Raw genomic sequence first — 17,085 nt, 5'->3', positions numbered from 1 at the left:
AGTGGAATGTCACGCGAAACCGCACCGGCTGCCCAGGGAGGGGCTGCCGGTCCGTTCGAGCCCAACGATTCCTTCTTCGCGGACTACTACGAGCACGTCGCGGCGGAGGACCTCCTGGACTACAGTCCGGAGACCCTGGGCCGGCGGGCTCGGTACCACGCGGAATTAGCGGGCATCCGCACTCCCGGACAGTCCGTCGTCGGGGTCCTGAATGAAACCGATGCGAGCATTGTGATGGTGGTCGCCAATGACATGCCCCATCTGGTTCACTCGGTGACAGCCGAGCTGACCAGGGAGAGCGCGTCGATCCGGCTGCTCGTGCATCCCACGTTCCGGGTGTTGCGGGACCCTGAAACGCATGCGTTGCTGGACGTCGCGCATGGGCCATCGCGGGCCGGACTGACAGCGGCGAACGCCGGCCACGCGGAAATCCCGGACGTGCGCCCGGACGAGTTGGACGGCATCCAGGAGGGGACCACAGAGACTTGGGTGGCCGTGGAAATCGGCAGGCTGCCTGGGGACTCGGGCGCCGAGGAAGTCATCGCGAACCTCCACGGGGTGCTGGCCGATGTTCAGGCAGTCGCCGAAGACCTCCCAGCCATCCATGCCCAGGTGACAGCCGCCGTCGGCTCCGTTGACGGATTCCCCAGCGCCACGGTCCCGGCCCCGGATCAGCTCCGGGAACTGCTGCTCTGGCTGGACAACGGCAACTTCGTGTTCCTCGGGTACAGCGAATATGAGCGCACGACGGCGGGCGGCCGGGATGCCCTGCGCGTGCGGGCCGGCGCGGGGCTGGGGCTGCTCCGGGAGGACCGTCCGGAAGGCGGGACCGGTCCGGCCTCCGGCGCACCTCACACAGAGGAGTCCGGGGAGGCAAGCCTCCACAGCCCGCGGGCACTCACGCTCGCTACCTCGGATCTGCGTTCCTCGGTCCCCCGGCCCGCCTACCTGGACGAGATCCGTCTTCGGATCTTCGACGATGGCGGAGCCGTGGCCGGAGAGCGGCGCTTTGTGGGCCTGCTCGCCCCGGGCGCCACAGGCCAGTCCGTACGCCGCATTCCGGTGGTCCGGGACAAGGTCCTGGCCGTGCAGGAGCGCCTTGGTTTCAAGACTGCCTCGCCCCAGGGCAAGGAACTGCTGGCGGTGCTGGAGTCGTTTCCACTCGACGAGCTGTTCCATATGGAACAGCACGATCTGGCCCAGCTGGCCACGGAGATCTTGCGCCTGCAGCCGCGCCGCCAAACGCGGCTTTTCCTGCGGCCGGACAGTATCGGCCGCTTCATGTCCGCCCTGGTTTTCCTTCCCCGGCGCCGCTACAACACGGCGGTCCGGCTCAGGATCGAGCAGGAACTCAGGCACGCCTTCAAATCCCCGTCCATCGAGTTCGAGGTCCGGTTGGGCGACTCCCCCATGGCCCGGGTGTTCTTCCGGATCCTGCTGGGCCCCGGGACGCCAGCGCCCGACGTCGACCCCCTGGAGCTGGAGCGGCGTGTAGTGGCGGCAAGCCGCTCGTGGACGGAGGGCCTGGACGAGTCCCTCCGTGACCGATTCACCGCAGAGGAGGCGGCGCGGCTCTCGACACTGTGGCAAGGCTCGTTTCCGCCCGGCTACCGTGCGGACCACGACGCCGAGGACGCGGTCCGCGACATCGCCGCCTTCGAGGAATTCGATCTTGACGGGACGGGCGGGCGGGCGCTGGACGACCCCCTGTTGACTGTCTATGTCCGGCCGGAAGCCACGCGGCCGCCGGCAGAGGACGCGCGGATGCGCCTCTACCTGACCAGCGCACAGAGCCTCACCCGGTTCCTGCCATTCCTCCACAACCTGGGGCTTGAGGTGCTGGACCAGCGTCCCTTTGAGCTTCGGCGCGCCAACGGCCAGGACCTCTTCCTCTACGACCTCGGGCTGAAGTACCCGCCCGGCATCGATCCCCTGGAAACCAGCATGCTGCTGGCGGATTCGTTCTGCGCGGCCATGCGCGGAGACATCGAGTCGGACGGCTTCGATGCCCTGGTGATCAGGGAGGGGGTCAGCTGGCGCCAGGCCGTGGTCCTCCGCAGCTACGCCAAATACCTGCAGCAGCTAGGCACCCTGAATTCCTATGGCTTCATGGCGGACACCCTGCTGTCCAACACCCGGGCCACGCACGCACTGCTCGCGCTGTTCCACGCCAAATTCGTTCCCGGCATTGACTGGACCCGGCGCCTCCACGACACGGCCGCCGCCAGGAAGGAACTGATGGCCGCGATCGAGGAAATCCCCAGCCTCGACGCCGACCGGCTGCTCCGCACGTTCATGAACCTGATCGAGGCCACACTCAGAACCAACTACTTCCTGGACAGGCCCCATGTGAGCTTCAAGCTCAGCCCGGGCGCCATCCCCAACGCACCGTTTCCGAGGCCCAAGTTCGAAATCTGGGTCTACTCGCCGCGCGTGGAAGGGGTTCACCTGCGCTTTGGCATGCTGGCCCGCGGCGGCCTGCGCTGGTCGAACCGCAGCGAGGACTTCCGCACCGAAGTCCTGGGGCTGGTCAAGGCCCAGAACGTCAAGAACTCGGTCATTGTGCCCACCGGGGCCAAGGGCGGCTTCTACGCCAAACGGCTTCCGGATCCTGCGATTGACCGGGCCGCATGGATGGCCGAGGGGCAGGAGAGCTACCGGATCTTTATCAGGGGAATGCTCGATCTCACGGACAACCTGCTTGGTTCCGGAAACGGCGGCACGGTGGTAGCCCCCAAGAATGTGGTCCGGCACGACGGCGACGATTACTACCTGGTGGTGGCCGCGGACAAGGGGACGGCTGCTTTTTCGGACACCGCCAACGAGGTGGCCCACGCGTACGGCTTCTGGCTCGACGACGCCTTCGCCTCCGGCGGGTCCGTAGGCTACGACCACAAGGCAATGGGCATCACGGCCCGCGGCGTGTGGGCGTCGGTGAAGCAGCACTTCAGCGAGCTGGGCCTGGACACGCAGCAGGAGGATTTCACGGTCGCGGGCATCGGCGACATGAGCGGCGACGTCTTCGGCAACGGGATGCTGCTCTCCCGCCATATCGTGCTGGTGGCAGCCTTCGACCACCGGCACATCTTCCTGGACCCCAACCCCGATCCGGACGCCTCCTACGCCGAACGCCGGCGGCTTTTCGGGCTGCCCCGGTCCTCCTGGGCCGACTATGACGCCCGGACCATCAGCGCGGGCGGCGGCGTCTACCCCCGGTCCGCAAAGACCGTCCCGATCAGCGATCCGGTCCGGATCGCGCTGGGCCTCGAAAGGGGCCGGAGCAGCATGGCGCCGCAGGAACTCCTCCAGGCCATCCTGCGCGCCCCCGTGGATCTGATCTACAACGGCGGCATCGGCACGTACATCAAGGCCTCCAGCGAAACCCAGGCCGAGGTGGGAGACAAGGCCAACGACGCCATCCGCATCAATGGACACGAACTGCGGGCCCGGGTCATCGCCGAAGGCGGGAACCTTGGCGTCACCCAGCGGGGCCGGATCGAAGCCGCGCTGCACGGAGTCCTCCTGAACACTGACGCGATCGACAACTCGGCCGGCGTCGACTGTTCCGACCACGAGGTCAACATCAAGATCTTCGTCGACGCGATGATCGCGGCAGGACTGATGCGCCGGGAGGAGCGGGCCGGGTTCCTGCATTCGCTCACCGATGAGGTGGCCAGGCTCGTCCTGAAGGACAACACCGAGCAAAACGCGCTCCTCGTGGCCGAGAGGCAGCTCGTGCTGAACTGGAGCCCCGGGTTCGAGCGGACCATGGACTGGCTGGAAACCACGGCCGACCTGGACCGGAACCTCGAAGGGCTGCCGAGCACGGCGGCCCTGCACGCCCGCCTGGAGCACGGGGAAGGTCTGACCTCCCCCGAACTGTCCGTGCTGGCCGCCTACGCCAAGATCGAACTGGCCCGGGAACTGAATGCCAGCGACCTCGCCGACGACCCCTGGTTCCACCAGGCCCTGCGCAGCTATTTCCCCCGCCAGATCGTGGAACGCTTCGGCGCCGAACTGGACAGGCATCCGCTGCGCCGTGAGATCGTGGGAACCGTCATGGCCAACGACATCGTCAATATCGGCGGAATTACTTTCGCGTTCCGCGCCATCGAGGAAACCACGGCCAGCGCCGCCGCCGTTGCCAGGGCCTTCGTGGTCCTGCGGGAGGCTTACGATCTGGATTCAATAGTCGCGGCCCTGGCCGCACTTCCCCCGGAATTCCCCAGCAAGGAAAGCGCCGGGGTGGCCCTGCACATGCGCAGGCTTTTGGACCGCGCCACCCGCTGGTATGTGACCCATGACCACAGGGACCAGCCGATCTCCGAAGCCCTGGCCCGCATCAAGCCGACGCTCGACATCCTTCGAACCAAGACCTCGCACTACTTGCGCGGGTCCGATCTTGATCTTGTGGAGGACCGCCTGGCGCACTGGGACAGCGTCGGTCTGCCCGCGGAGCTCGGCAAGCGGGCGTCTGATTTGCTGGAAAGCTTCGGCCTCCTTGACATCTCGCTCATCTCGGAACAAGTCCGGGAGCCCGTCACCGCGATCATCGACGTCCACTACGCAATCTTCGAGCGCATTGGCGTGGTCAGGTTGTTGCTTCGCATAACGGACCTCCCGAGGGCGAACCGCTGGGAAGCCCTTGCCCGGGCGGCCCTGCGTGACGATGCCTATTCGGCCGCCGCCGACATGACCACGTCCGTCATGAAGTCCACTCCGCCACAAGCTGCAGGAGTCGATGCCATGGAACGGATCGTGGCCTGGGAGCGCGGGTACCAGGAGCAGCTGGCCCGGATCAAGGACACGTTTGCTGAAGTGACGAAACCAGGGGACGTGGACATCGCCTCGATCTCCGTCGCCCTGAAGCTGCTGCGAACCCTGGTCCGCCGGTAGCCGGTAGTTCTCCGGACGCTTACGCCAAGGAAACACCACGGTAACCGCGGCTTCGTAGGCTTGATGTGCATAACCCCTCCGGCGAAAGAGGCTCGCGATGCAGACCAACCCACGGCTCAACATCAGGCAGGTCACCTGGGCCAACCCTGTGGGTGCCGATCTGCGCAGGGCCCAGCAGGCGGAACTGGACGCCCGCTTCGGTACCCCTGACCACGAACCGGGGACCCCGCCGTCGGGCGCTGACTGTGCCGTGTTCCTGGTGGCGTACGACAAAGGCTCGGGACAGCCCGTGGGCTGCGGCGGACTCAGGCTGCTGGACCGCGCCACGGCCGAAATCAAGCGGCTCTACGTGCTCCCGTATACGCGCGGCTCCGGCGTGGCCAGCTCCATCCTGGCTGCCCTCGAAGCCGAGGCGCACAAGCAGGGCATCACCCGCATCAAGGCCGAAGCAGGCTCGGCCCAGCCGGACGGCCGGAACTTCTACGAGAACTCCGGCTTCGATTCCGTCCCCAACTTTGGCGCTTACGTGGGCGTGGAGCACTCGTACTGCTACGCCAAGTCGATTGACTCGCACAGCGCCGCCCACACTGCCATGGCCTGAGCCAAATCCGGGCGGCGGTCCGTTACACAACAACTGCCACCACGTAACCTGCGCCGCGGCACGCTAACCTCGCCATATGGAATCCACCGACATCACCTTCCGCACCCGCAAATGGATCCGGCCGGAGGACCTGAACGCCAACGGGACCCTTTTCGGCGGAAGCCTGCTGAAGTGGATCGATGAGGAGGCCGCGATCTACGCCATCCTCCAGCTGGGCAACGGCCGCGCCGTCACCAAGTACATCTCCGAAATCAACTTCGTCAGCTCTGCCGTGCAGGGAGACCTGGTGGAAATGGGCCTGACGGCGACGCGCTTCGGACGGACGTCATTGACTATGCGCGCCGAAGTCCGCAACATGATCACGCGCCAAAGCATCCTCACCATCGAAGAGATCGTCTTTGTGAACCTCAGCCCGGCCGGCAAGCCCGAGCCCCACGGCTACACCGAAATCACTTATGAGCGGGACCGGATTCCCACGCATCACCTGACGGAAACCCTCATTCAGGACTGAGCAGGACGTGTCAGTCATCCGTCACTGACACGTCAGGAGCAGGTCCCTCAACGTTCACGGCCAGTTAATGAACCGTGCGCTGGATGTTCCCTTGACCGGACAAGACTAATCAGCCGGGCTGTTTATCAAATCGATAGCATTTATCGCCCTTATCTGCACAGTCCGCCTATAGGCTTGCCGGAATATGCTCCGGTTCGTTCCAGTGAAGAAATGAGTCCTGATCGTGCGTAAAGTCCAAACCCTGGCCGCCGCCGTCCTCGCCATCACCCTGCTTGCCGGTTGCGGCGGAGGAGCAGCCACCCCTGCAGCCTCTGGTGGTTCCTCGTCCGCGCCGGCCGGTGGTTCCGGCGAAACCCTCGTGATCTATACGAACTCCAATGGGGAAGGCCGTGGTGAATGGCTGACTACGGAGGCCGCGAAAGCGGGTTACAAAGTCGAAGTTGTGGGTGCCGGCGGAGCGGACGCCACCAACAAGCTGATCGCCGAAAAGAACAACCCGATTGCTGACGTGGCCTTTGGACTGAACAACATGTACTTCGCCCAGATCAAGGCCGCGGACGCCCTTGAGGCCTACAAGCCGGCGTGGGCAGGAGAAATTGACCCAGCCCTGGGAGACGGCGAAGCCTATTGGCCGCTGGTGAAGCAGGCCATCCTGCTGGGCTACAACTCGGATAAGGTCACCGCCGACGCCGCTCCCAAAGACTGGACGGACCTCTGGACCAAGGACGAATTCAAGGACCGCTATGAGCGCGTCACCGGCATGGGAACTGCCACGGCACAGCTGGTGTTCGCCGGCATCCTCACCCGTTATAAGGACGACTCCGGTGACCTCGGCATCTCCGACGAAGGCTGGAAGCAGGCTGAGCAGTACTTCCAGCACGGCAGCCCCGCAGTACCCAAGACGGATCTTTTTGCCCGCATAGCCAGCGGCGAAGCGGACATGGGCCAGATGCCGTCCTCGATCATCGCCGAACGCGAGAAGACCTTCAAGGTCAACGTGGAGTCCGTCAAGCCATCGGTCGGCGTTCCCCTCGCTGTGGAGCAGGTGGCCCTCGTTAAGGGGACAGACAAAAAGGAAGAAGCGCAGAAGTTCATCGACTGGTTCGGCAGCGCGGATGTGCAGGGTGCCTGGGCCAAGCAGTTCAATTCGATGCCGGTGAACAAGAGTGCCGCAGCGAAGGCTAACCCTGACGTGGTGGACTTCTTCGCGGACCTCAAGCAGCAGGACATCGACTGGGAATTCGTCCAGGAAAACATGGGCTCGTGGGTGGAGAAAATCGAACTGGAATACATGCAGTAGTCGTCCGTCCCCTTCCAGCCCCACCAGACAGGTTTCACCATGATCCGCTTGGACAACATCGAAGTCACGTTCGGCGATTTCACTGCCATCCCCAACCTTGACCTCCATGTCAGGCCGGGAGAATTCTTCACCCTGCTGGGTCCATCCGGCTGCGGCAAAACAACGGCGCTCCGGACACTGGCGGGCTTCATTGAACCTTCCAAGGGAAGCGTGCATGTGGACGGGAAGAACGTCACGAAGCTGCCCAGCGACAAGCGCCAAGTGGGCATGGTGTTCCAGAACTATGCGCTGTTCCCCAGCATGAGCGTGTGGGAAAACATCGCCTTCGGCCTCCGGGTACGGAAAGAGAAATCAGCCGAAAGCGACAGCCTTGTGCGCGACATCGCGCACCGGGTGGAACTCAGCGATGAACAGCTGCACAAGAACGTGGCCGAGCTTTCGGGCGGCCAGCAGCAACGCGTGGCAGTTGCCCGCGCCCTGGTGCTCAAGCCCAAGATCCTGCTCCTGGACGAGCCGCTGTCCAACCTGGACGCGAAGCTCAGGCACCAGTTGCGCCAGCAACTCAAGGACCTGCAGAGCGAGTTCGGGATCACCACTGTCTACGTGACACACGACCAGGACGAGGCCCTGGCCATGAGCGACCGGGTGGCCGTCTTCAACAGGGGCGTGGTGGAGCAGGTGGGCACACCCCAGAGCATCTACGACCAGGCAGCCACCGAATTTGTCTGCAACTTCATCGGCGACAGTTCCGCCCTCACTGCCGATTTCATGGCCGAAGTGAACCGGATCTCCGGCGCCGGACTCAGCCTCGCAGCGAACTCCTACCTCCGCGTGGAAAAGGCGTCCCTGACCCCGCCCGCGGACGGAGGCGCCGCCGTCGGCCTGTCCGGGAAGGTGGTGTCGCGCACCTACCACGGCCTCCACAGCCGCTACGTTGTACGCAGCCACGGCGCGGAGATCCGGCTGCTGGTCAGGGAAGACGGCGGCGTGCACCCGGAAGCCGGCACCGCGATCACCCTTTACGTCGAGCCCGGACACATCCTGCAGTACCACGCGGACAGCGGCAAGGCGCTGGACAGACTGGACCCGGCAGTGTCCCTGCCATGAGCGCCGCGTCCGCCAAGGGCATGGTGCGCTCCCCGTTCGTCCTGACCGTGGGCGTAATCCTGACCTGGTTTATTGCGGCGTTCCTGGTGTGGCCCAACCTCAACGTCCTCATTGCCACGTTCTTCCCGGACGGCAGCTTCTCCGGCCGCGCCGCCGAAAAGCTGTTCTCCTCGCAGCGGGCCATGAAGTCCCTGGGTAACAGCTTCCTCCTGGCCGTGGCGCTGTCTGTCACGGTCAACGTGGTGGGAATTTTCATTGTCTTGGTCACGCAGTACTTCAGGATCCGCGGATCCAGGATTTTGTTCCTTGGGTATGCCTCTACGTTCATCTATGGCGGCATCGTGCTGGCGGCCGGATACAAGTTCATCTACGGGGACAAGGGCATCGTCACGTCCCTGCTGCTGAAAGTCTTCCCCGGCATGGACTCAGCGTGGTTCTCCGGCTTCTTTGCAGTCCTGGTAGTGATGACGTTCGCCACCACCACCAACCACATGCTGTTTGTGGCCAACGCGCTTAAGGGTGTGGATTTCCAGACCATCGAGGCCGCCAAGAACCTCGGCGCGTCCGACTGGACCATTCTGCGCCGGGTTGTCCTCCCGATGCTCAAGCCCACGCTGTTCGCCGTCACCATTCTGTCCTTCCTCACCGGCCTGGGTGCCCTCAGCGCCCCCCAGGTGCTCGGTGGCAGGGATTTCCAAACCATCACTCCCATGATCCTGACCTTCACCAACAGCCCCACATCGCGGGACCTGGCGGCCCTGCTGGCCGTCATCCTGGGTGTGGCCACCATCCTGATGCTGGCCGTGATGACCCGGATGGAGAAGGGCGGCACCTACTTCTCGGTGTCCAAGGTTTCGTCCGCCCTGCAGAAACAGCAGATCACCGACCCGTTGGCCAACGCCGTCGTCCACACCGTCGCCTACCTGCTGTTCGCTGTGTACACCCTGCCGGTACTGCTGATTGTGCTCTATTCCTTCGCCGACGGGGCGGCCATCCAGACCGGGCAGCTCTCGCTGGGCAGCCTGACACTGGACAACTACGTCCGCGTCCTGACCCAGGAATCCGGCCTGCGGCCCTTCATCGTCAGCGTCATCTACAGCGCCCTCGCCGCCATCATCGCGGTGGGCGGGCTGCTGTTTGTGGCCCGGCTGCTGCAAAAGTACAGGAACTGGGCCACCACGGTTTTCGAGTACTTGCTCCACATCCCGTGGATCCTGCCGTCGGCGCTCCTCGCCCTGGGACTGATCATCAGCTACGACCACCCGAATCCGCTGGTGGGCGGTGCGGTGCTGACGGGCACCACTGTGATCCTGCTGATCGCGTTCGTGACCGTCAAGATCCCGTTTACCCTCCGCATGCTTAAGGCCTCATTCGCCTCGGTGAACTCGTCACTGGAGGAAGCGGCGGCCATTATGGGCGCCAAGACCCTCTACGTGTTCCGCCGCATCCTGCTGCCCCTGGTGCTTCCCGCCGCCGCAGCGATCGCAGCCCTGAACTTCAACAGCCTGCTGGATGACTACGACACCGCGATCTTCCTGGCTCACCCGCTGGTCCAGCCGCTGGGCCTGGTCATCAAGGCCAACACCGATGGCGCTGAAGGCGTGGCCGGCGTGGCCAACACGTTCGTGTACACAGTGCTGCTGATGGTCATCACCGGATTGACGATGTACTTGGTCTACGGCCGAACCAGCAGACGTCAAAAAGCGCAGAAGCGCCCCCGCGGCATCCCGGGGACCGCGCAGATGCCGGGTTCGTCGTCGGTGGACGTTTCTGGCGACAAGGAACCAGCCGCACCCATGCGCTGACCGGCCGACGGAACATGCCCGACGGCGGCGGGCAAGGTCCGCAGGACAGGCTGCAGCCGTGTCCCTGGGGCGTACGGCATAAGATCGATAGCCGGACCCATTGAAAGGACCCCCTTGGCCAAGCTCTACTTCCGCTACGGCGCCATGAACTCGGGAAAGTCCACCGGGCTCCTGCAGGCCGCCTTCAACTACGAGGAGCGGGGCCAGCGTGTCCTTCTCGCCAAGCCCGATGTGGATACCAAAGGCGATACCGACATTGTGTCCCGGCTGGGCATGACCCGGTCCGTGGACTTCCTGATCTCCGCCACCACGCCTGTGCGTGAGCTCTTCGCCGCCCATGCCGCCGGCGATGACCCCGACGCCCTGCTGGAGCACGTGGACCAGAAACCGGTGGCCTGCCTGCTGGTGGACGAGGCCCAGTTCCTCACCCCGGACCAGGTGGATGACCTGTTCCGCGTCGCCGTCCTGGACAACGTGCCCGTCCTCGCCTACGGCATCAGGACAGACTTCCTGACGCATGCCTTCCCGGGATCACGCCGGCTGATGGAGGTCGCCCACACGCTGGAAGAGCTCAAGACCATTTGCCGGTGCGGGCGCAAGGCCATCTTCAACACCCGGCGCGTTGGCAACGAGGTGGTGTTCGACGGCGACCAGGTGGCCATCGACGGCCAGGACGTCTGGTACGAATCCTTGTGCGGCTCCTGCTATCTGGAGGAGTCCGGCGGCCGCCTGGGCTCGTGAGCTGATCCCCGGCGAACCCGCGCCCGCCACACCCGCCGCCAAAGGACAGGCGCCAGCACCACCGCAATGCCGACGGCGGCACCGATCACCGTCTCGACGATCCGGTCGCGGAGCAGGCTGGTAGGCGAGGCCGGCGCCACCAGCAGCGTGGAGATCAGGGCCAGCGGCGTCACGAAGACCTGCGCCAGCAAGTACTGGCGGGCAATGAACAACTCGGCGCCGAACTGGCACAGGGCCATAACCAGCACGGTCTGCCAGGGTTGCAGGCCCAGCAGGAGGATCCCGGCCAGCACCACGAGCCCCAGGACCGTGCCGATGATCCTCTGCACGCCGCGGCGGACCCGGTGCACGGTGGTGTGCCCCACGAGCGGGACCACTGCGGCCACCATGGCCCAGTAGTTATGGCCAAAACCCAGGCTTTGGCCGGCCAGGGTGGCCAACGAACCGGCCAGCCCGGCGGCCACGAAATAGCCCAGGCCTTCCAGCCAGGCCGCCCGCCGCTCATCCGGAGTGCGGCGGAGCGGGCGCGGCCAGACCCAGGGTGTGCGGTGGCTGGGCAGCACCCGCGAAGAGAAGCCGATCAGCAGGCAGAAGGCGGTGGTCAGGACGGCCACCAGCATGCCCTCCCAGAGCGGCGGCTGGTTGGGGATCGAGGCAATGGCCGCGAAAGCAAAGATGTGGAACAGCGACCCGGCAGGCCGCAGCCGAAGCCACGAGATGGCCACGGAGCAGCCGCCGGCCACCAGGGTAGTGGCCAGGACCAGAAGCCACGTGGTGTTGTCCCCGTCCACCCCCCAGACCCCGCCGGCGCGGGCCGCGAGCGCGGCCAGCAGAATGATCAGCAGCATCAGCAGGCCCGCGCGGAGCTGAAGGAAGAAGCGCGATCCGTGCGGCTCGCCACGGCCGTAGATTCCCGTGAATGCGCCGAAAGACGCGAAGATCGCGAGGTCCAGCCGGCCCAGCAGCACCAGGGCAAGGAGCGGAACAAACACCCCCACGGCGCAGCGGAGCGCCGGGTGGTGGTCCTTGTTGGCGGGAGCGATGCTGAACATCTCAGCGAGGATCTTCACGTGCTGATGGCGCCTTCCTGCGGTACAACGGGTACATCACTGGCGGGCGGCCGCGCTGACGTCCCCATCGATCCTACGCCGCAGCCTGTTCCCACAATCGGAACGGCAGGGCAACGCGGCCGAAACACCCCGCTGTGATCCTTGAGGCATGAAGCCCACTGCAAGGAACCCTGCCGCGGCTGATTTGAGCTGTGAAGTCTGCGGCCTGATGCCGGAACCCACCAAAACCCGCCTGACCGTGGCCAACGTGGCCGTTATGCTCCCGATCGAACTGTTGGTCCACGCCCTCGTAGTGGGAACGCACCTGCCGTATCTTGCCAAGGTGCTGGTCCTCACGCTCACGGCCACCGTGCTGGTGATCTGGGTGGCGGAGCCCTCCGCCGCCCGCATGCTCCGCGGCTGGCTGCACGCGCCGGCGCTCCGGCACCACAGGAAGCTGGGCAGCGCACCGGCGTTGTGGCGGGCGCGCACGGTGCTCCAGGACCACCCGGGTTCGCTGCAGAAAATCACCCGGGCGCTGGCCCGCCTGGACACCAACATCCTCAGCATCCACGTCCACCCCGTTGCCGGCGGCGTGCTGGACGAGTTTGTGCTCTCGGCGCCGGGGAACCTCAGTGAACGGCACCTGCTGGAGGCACTGCACGACGCCGGCGGCTCGAGTTCGCGGGTCTGGCCCACCACCGCGCTGGCCATGGCGGACGGCCAGACGAAGGCGCTGAGCCTGGCGGCACGAATCGCCGACGCCCCGGACGAGCTGCCGCTGGCAGTCGCCGAGCTGCTTCGTGCCCGCATCCTCACCCCCGCGGAGGCAATCCTGGAAGCGGACGACGCCGGCACCCGCCTGAAGATCCCCACCGCCTGGCACGGACCCATCACCTTCGCCCGTCCCGGCGAACCGTTCACACCCGCCGAGTCAGCCCGCGCGCACCGGCTCGCCGAGCTCGCCGAAATCCTGGCCCACCGGCCGGAGCCCTCCCAAGTGACTGGCATTTAATGTCGTCATTCCCGCGTTTGACGACGTTAGGTGCGAGCTAGTTGGGGTTACATCCGGATGGTCAGCGCGCCTGGCTCAATGGTCATCAGGACGTGCTTGCCGTCGCCCTCGTGGTCGCCGTCGAGCTGGTAGTCATCGTTGTGCTCGAGGGTGACCTCCACGGATTTCCCCTGGTAGTACTCGACGGACGTGTCTTTACCGCGGCCCTTGCCGATCATGCCGGCCACCACGGAGAACCACCCGAATTTCCCCCTCGGTGCCAGCACGGCCACGTCCAGCAGGCCGTCATCCATCTTGGCGTCCGGGAAGATCTCCAGTCTGCCCTGGACCTTGCCGCAGTTGCCCACCATCACGCTGCGGACCCCGCGGTGTACTACTGTCTTGCCGTCGAGGACGATGGTTGCCTTCACCGGTTTGCCGGGCAGGTTCCGGATGCCGGCGTCCACGTAGGCCAGCCAGCCCACCTTGTCCTTGAGGTCCTCGTTGGTGTCGGCCATGATGGTGGCGTCGTAGCCCACTCCGGCCATGACGAGGAAGACCTGCTCCTTGTCCGGATCATTGCGGGCGGCCCGGACCACGTCGATCTTCCGCTCCGTGCCTGCCAGGGCCCCGGCCATGGCCCCGTCAAAATCGGTGACGTCCATGCCCAGGTTCCGGGCCAGGAGGTTTCCCGTGCCGAACGGAAGCAACCCCATGGGCACGTCCCCGCCGGAAAGGACCTCGGCCACACACCGCACGGTACCGTCGCCGCCGGCGGCAATAACGACGTCGGCCCCTTGCTTGAGTGCCTCCTTCGCCTGGCCGACGCCGGGGTCCTCCTTGGTGGTCTCGAGCCAGATGGGCTCGCCCCAGCCGTTCGCCGAGCAATGCTTCGCCGCCAGGGCACGCACGTCGATGTCCACCGGCTTGGCAGGATTGATGATGATGGCCGGGCGCTTGAGGGACGTGGAGCTGTTGGCTGGCATGGTTTCCTTCGCTGACATGGGAATGGGGCCTTTGGGACAGCGTACTTCGCTACAGCGCCTTCACCGCGCCCAGCACCTTGGCCAGGGAATCCTTGGCGTCGCCGAAGAGCAGCGAGGTCTGCGGCTCGTACAGGAGCTCGTTCTCGATGCCCGCGAATCCTGGCCGCATGGAGCGTTTCAGGAAGATCACCTGGCGGGCGTCGGCCACTTCCAGGATGGGCATGCCGTAGATCGGCGAGCCGGAGGACGTCTTCGCTGCCGGGTTCACCACATCGTTGGCGCCCACCACCAACGCGACGTCGGCCATCCGGAATTCGGAGTTGATTTCGCCCATCTCCTTGAGCGATTCGTACGGCACGTTCGCCTCGGCCAGGAGCACGTTCATGTGCCCCGGCATGCGGCCCGCCACGGGATGGATGGCGAAGTCCACCTCGATCCCGCGCGCCTCAAGGGCCAGGGCCAGCTCGGCCGCTGTGTGCTGGCCCTGCGCCACCGCCAGGCCATAGCCGGGCACGATGATCACGCGCTGCGCGTAGCCCAGGAGCACCGCCACGTCCTCCGCAGTGGAGGACCTGACGGGACGTTCGCTCACGGCGGTGGATCCCGCCGTCGAACCTCCCTTGAAGGCGCCGAACAGGATGCCGGCCACGCTGCGGCCCATCGCGGCGGCCATGGCCCGGGTGAGGATAGTACCGGAGGCGCCCACCAGCGTGCCGGCCACCACCAGCAGCACGTTGCCCAGCACCACACCGGACGCCGCCACGGCCAGGCCGGTGAACGCGTTCAGCAGCGAAATGACGATGGGCACGTCAGCACCGCCCACCGGCAGCACCAGCAGGACGCCGGCGGCCAAACCCAGCACCATCAACAGCACCGCGAGCGCCAGGGAACCGGTCAGGACGACGGCGACGGCGGTACCCACGGCGGCGAGCAGCACCGCTGCCATCACCACGGGGAGGCCCGGAAAAACGATGGGCCGGGTGGTCATCAGCTCCTGGAGTTTGGCGAAGGTGACCCCGGAGCCGGCGAAGGACACGGCCCCCACCAGGAGCGTGAAGACGATGGCCAGCCGGACCCAGGGGTCGGCGGTGTGGCTGAGTTCCAGCAGCGCCACCAGGGCTGCGGCGCCGCCGCCCACCCCGTTGAACAGCGCCACGAGCTGCGGCATCTGGGTCATCTGCACGCGCCGGGCCACCGGTGCGGCCACGGCGGACCCCACCGCGATGGCACCGATGATCCAGGGGATGTTGTCCAGCCGGGCGGAAAGGAAGACCGTGACGACGGCGAGGAGCGCACCGAAGGCGCCGATCAGGTTGCCGCGGCGAGCAGTCCGGGGCGAGCTGAGGCCACGAAGGGCAAGGATGAAGAACACCGCGGCGGCGAGGTAAAGGAGCGAGGTCCAGACCGGGTCGAGGAGGGTCACTTTGCGTCCTCCCTGCCGGTGGCTTCCTTAGCCGGGGCTTCCTGGCGGACCACGTCTTTCCGGGCACGGAACATATGCAGCATCCGGTCCGTCACCACAAAGCCGCCCACCAGGTTGGCGGTGGCCAGCACCACGGCGAGCAGCGCCACGGCCAGGATCCAAGGGTCCGCGGCCTGGCCCGCCACGATGATGGCGCCCACCAGGATGATGCCGTGGATGGCGTTCGCGCCGGACATCAACGGCGTGTGCAGGGTGCTGGAGACCTTGGAAACCACTTCGAAGCCCACAAACACCGCCAGCACGGTGACCGTCAGCAGACTCATGCCGTCCATCAGATTCCCCCCTCGTTCTGGACCTTGTCGTGCTGGAGCCGCTCGATCCGGATCCCGTCGTTCCGGACCAGATCGTCGTGGACCCGGGGCGCATGGTCGGGCAGGGCGGGGTCAAGTGCCGCCAGGGCCTCGGCCGTGGGCAGGTGCCGCACCGCGCCGTCGTGCGTGAGGCACGCGCAGGCGATCACGTCGTCGTCGAAATCGGGGGCAACGGTGCCGTCCCGGACCATCAGGGCGAGCAGGTTGGCCACGTTCTTGGCATACAGTCGGGACGCGTCCTGCGCCATCGCGGACGGTGCGTCCTTCAGCCCCACCAGGGTGACGTAGCCCTGCCCGTCGGCGGTCGGGACCAGGATGTCCTCGCCGGGAACAGCGCCCTCAACGTTGCCGCCGGATTCCGCGGCGAGGTCGACGACGACGGAGCCGGGGCGCATGCCCTGCACCATTTGGCGGCTCACGAGGAGCGGTGCGCGCCTGCCCGGGACGGCCGCCGTCGTAATCAGGACATCCGCCACGGCGACGTGCGGGGCGAGGAGTTCTCGCTGGAGGGCGCCGCGGTCGGCACTGAGTTCGCGGGCGTAGCCACCCGATGCCTCCGCCGTTTCCAGATCCAGCCTGATGAACGTGCCGCCCATCGACGCGACCTCGTCAGCGGAGGCGGGCCGGATGTCGTTGGCGGAGACCCGGGCCCCCAGCCGTTTTGCGGTGCCGATGGCCTGCAGCCCGGCAACCCCGGCGCCCAGCACCAGCACCCGGGCGGGCGGGACAGTGCCGGCGGCAGTCATGTACAGCGGGAAAAAGCGCGGGAGCCGGATGGCGGCTTCGAGCACGCAGCGGTAGCCGGCCACCAGGGCCTGGGAGCTGAGCGCATCCATGGACTGTGCGCGCGAGATGCGGGGCACCAGTTCCAGGGCGAAGGCGGTGACGCCGGCCTCCACGAGCGCCTGTACGGTGGCGAGTTCGGACGACGGCGAGGCCAGGCCAACCGTGACGGCGCCCCTCTTCAGGGCTGCCGCCGTCGGGGGTTCCAGCGGGCGGACGTGGACCAGGACGTTCAGTTCGCCGGGATCCAGGTCCTCGACGATGCGGGCGCCGGCGTCCGCGTAATCGTGGTCCGAGTGGCCGGCGGCGGCCCCTGCTCCTGCCTCGATCAGGATGTCCAGGCCAAGCCCCGCCAGCTGCTTGACCGTTTCCGGCGTGGCGGCCACACGCCGCTCACCCTCATGACGTTCCCGCGGTATGCCCAGTTTCAAACCGCCAACTCCCTTACGGACGTAGTTGGCTCGAGTCTATGACCCCTTGCGCGAACTGGCAGCTAATTCCCTCAGATTCGCGTTTTG

13 protein-coding genes are annotated in these 17,085 nt (G+C 66.0%); 8 read left to right on the top strand and 5 right to left on the bottom strand.

Annotated elements, in window-relative coordinates:
- Positions 1-6: 6 nt before the first annotated feature.
- The 7 genes from MUN23_RS09190 (at position 7) to MUN23_RS09160 (ending at position 10,961) form a co-directional block, all read left to right on the top strand.
- The gene (locus MUN23_RS09190) at positions 7-4,896 is read left to right on the top strand and encodes an NAD-glutamate dehydrogenase (protein ID WP_248763507.1); all 4,890 of its coding nucleotides are present in this window, start codon (positions 7-9) and stop codon (positions 4,894-4,896) included.
- Positions 4,897-4,993: 97 nt separating this feature from the next.
- Entirely contained in the window at positions 4,994-5,497 is a 504-nt protein-coding gene (locus MUN23_RS09185) for a GNAT family N-acetyltransferase (RefSeq protein WP_248763506.1), read from the top strand.
- 76 nt (positions 5,498-5,573) lie between these two features.
- Positions 5,574-6,008 (top strand): acyl-CoA thioesterase, encoded by a 435-nt coding sequence (locus tag MUN23_RS09180; RefSeq protein WP_082575848.1) that lies wholly within the window; start codon positions 5,574-5,576, stop codon positions 6,006-6,008.
- Positions 6,009-6,231: 223 nt separating this feature from the next.
- Complete coding sequence (locus tag MUN23_RS09175) at positions 6,232-7,308, top strand: extracellular solute-binding protein (protein ID WP_248763505.1); 1,077 nt, start codon at positions 6,232-6,234, stop codon at positions 7,306-7,308.
- Between the two features lie 39 nt (positions 7,309-7,347).
- Complete coding sequence (locus tag MUN23_RS09170; protein WP_248763504.1) at positions 7,348-8,415, top strand: ABC transporter ATP-binding protein; 1,068 nt, start codon at positions 7,348-7,350, stop codon at positions 8,413-8,415.
- Positions 8,412-10,220, top strand: coding sequence for an iron ABC transporter permease (locus tag MUN23_RS09165; protein ID WP_248763503.1), 1,809 nt, complete (start codon positions 8,412-8,414; stop codon positions 10,218-10,220). Before MUN23_RS09170 ends, MUN23_RS09165 begins: the two co-directional genes overlap by 4 nt.
- Before the next feature lie 114 nt (positions 10,221-10,334).
- The gene (locus MUN23_RS09160) at positions 10,335-10,961 is read left to right on the top strand and encodes a thymidine kinase (RefSeq protein WP_248763502.1); all 627 of its coding nucleotides are present in this window, start codon (positions 10,335-10,337) and stop codon (positions 10,959-10,961) included.
- Here MUN23_RS09160 and MUN23_RS09155 read toward each other — a convergent pair.
- On the bottom strand, positions 10,925-12,031 hold the full coding sequence (locus MUN23_RS09155; RefSeq protein ID WP_248763501.1) for an FUSC family protein: 1,107 nt from the start codon (positions 12,029-12,031) through the stop codon (positions 10,925-10,927). The two genes, MUN23_RS09160 and MUN23_RS09155, sit on opposite strands and share 37 nt — an antisense overlap.
- A 148-nt stretch (positions 12,032-12,179) precedes the next feature.
- On the opposite strand from MUN23_RS09155, the gene MUN23_RS09150 reads away from it, so the two are divergent.
- Positions 12,180-13,025 (top strand): ACT domain-containing protein, encoded by an 846-nt coding sequence (locus tag MUN23_RS09150; protein WP_248763500.1) that lies wholly within the window; start codon positions 12,180-12,182, stop codon positions 13,023-13,025.
- Positions 13,026-13,072: 47 nt separating this feature from the next.
- Here MUN23_RS09150 and MUN23_RS09145 read toward each other — a convergent pair whose 3' ends face one another.
- The 4 genes from MUN23_RS09145 to MUN23_RS09130 are packed head-to-tail and all read right to left on the bottom strand — an operon-like array spanning position 13,073 to position 16,998.
- Positions 13,073-13,990, bottom strand: coding sequence for a diacylglycerol kinase family protein (locus tag MUN23_RS09145; RefSeq protein ID WP_248763499.1), 918 nt, complete (start codon positions 13,988-13,990; stop codon positions 13,073-13,075).
- A gap of 49 nt (positions 13,991-14,039) precedes the next feature.
- Positions 14,040-15,413, bottom strand: coding sequence for an NAD(P)(+) transhydrogenase (Re/Si-specific) subunit beta (locus tag MUN23_RS09140; protein WP_248763498.1), 1,374 nt, complete (start codon positions 15,411-15,413; stop codon positions 14,040-14,042).
- A complete protein-coding gene (locus MUN23_RS09135; protein WP_248763497.1) occupies positions 15,410-15,745 on the bottom strand; it encodes an NAD(P) transhydrogenase subunit alpha in 336 nt (111 codons plus the stop codon). The genes MUN23_RS09140 and MUN23_RS09135 overlap by 4 nt, the downstream gene beginning before the upstream one ends.
- The gene (locus MUN23_RS09130) at positions 15,745-16,998 is read right to left on the bottom strand and encodes a Re/Si-specific NAD(P)(+) transhydrogenase subunit alpha (RefSeq protein ID WP_248763496.1); all 1,254 of its coding nucleotides are present in this window, start codon (positions 16,996-16,998) and stop codon (positions 15,745-15,747) included. The genes MUN23_RS09135 and MUN23_RS09130 overlap by 1 nt, the downstream gene beginning before the upstream one ends.
- Positions 16,999-17,085: the final 87 nt, after the last annotated feature.

The sequence above is a fragment of the Pseudarthrobacter sp. SSS035 genome (assembly GCF_023273875.1).
GTDB lineage: Bacteria > Actinomycetota > Actinomycetes > Actinomycetales > Micrococcaceae > Arthrobacter.
Note: the sequence above shows the minus strand (reverse complement) of the source record. Positions and strands in the feature narration are given on the sequence as shown.

What these genes read in the sequence shown, in the direction of transcription:
- MUN23_RS09165 (WP_248763503.1), top strand. Translation starts at nt 8,412, where the DNA reads ATGAGCGCCGCGTCCGCCAAGGGCATGGTGCGCTCCCCGTTCGTCCTG.
- MUN23_RS09180 (WP_082575848.1), top strand. Translation starts at nt 5,574, where the DNA reads ATGGAATCCACCGACATCACCTTCCGCACCCGCAAATGGATCCGGCCG.
- MUN23_RS09150 (WP_248763500.1), top strand. Translation starts at nt 12,180, where the DNA reads ATGAAGCCCACTGCAAGGAACCCTGCCGCGGCTGATTTGAGCTGTGAA.
- MUN23_RS09135 (WP_248763497.1), bottom strand. Translation starts at nt 15,745, where the DNA reads ATGGACGGCATGAGTCTGCTGACGGTCACCGTGCTGGCGGTGTTTGTG.
- MUN23_RS09190 (WP_248763507.1), top strand. Translation starts at nt 7, where the DNA reads ATGTCACGCGAAACCGCACCGGCTGCCCAGGGAGGGGCTGCCGGTCCG.
- MUN23_RS09170 (WP_248763504.1), top strand. Translation starts at nt 7,348, where the DNA reads ATGATCCGCTTGGACAACATCGAAGTCACGTTCGGCGATTTCACTGCC.
- MUN23_RS09145 (WP_248763499.1), bottom strand. Translation starts at nt 13,990, where the DNA reads ATGCCAGCCAACAGCTCCACGTCCCTCAAGCGCCCGGCCATCATCATC.
- MUN23_RS09185 (WP_248763506.1), top strand. Translation starts at nt 4,994, where the DNA reads ATGCAGACCAACCCACGGCTCAACATCAGGCAGGTCACCTGGGCCAAC.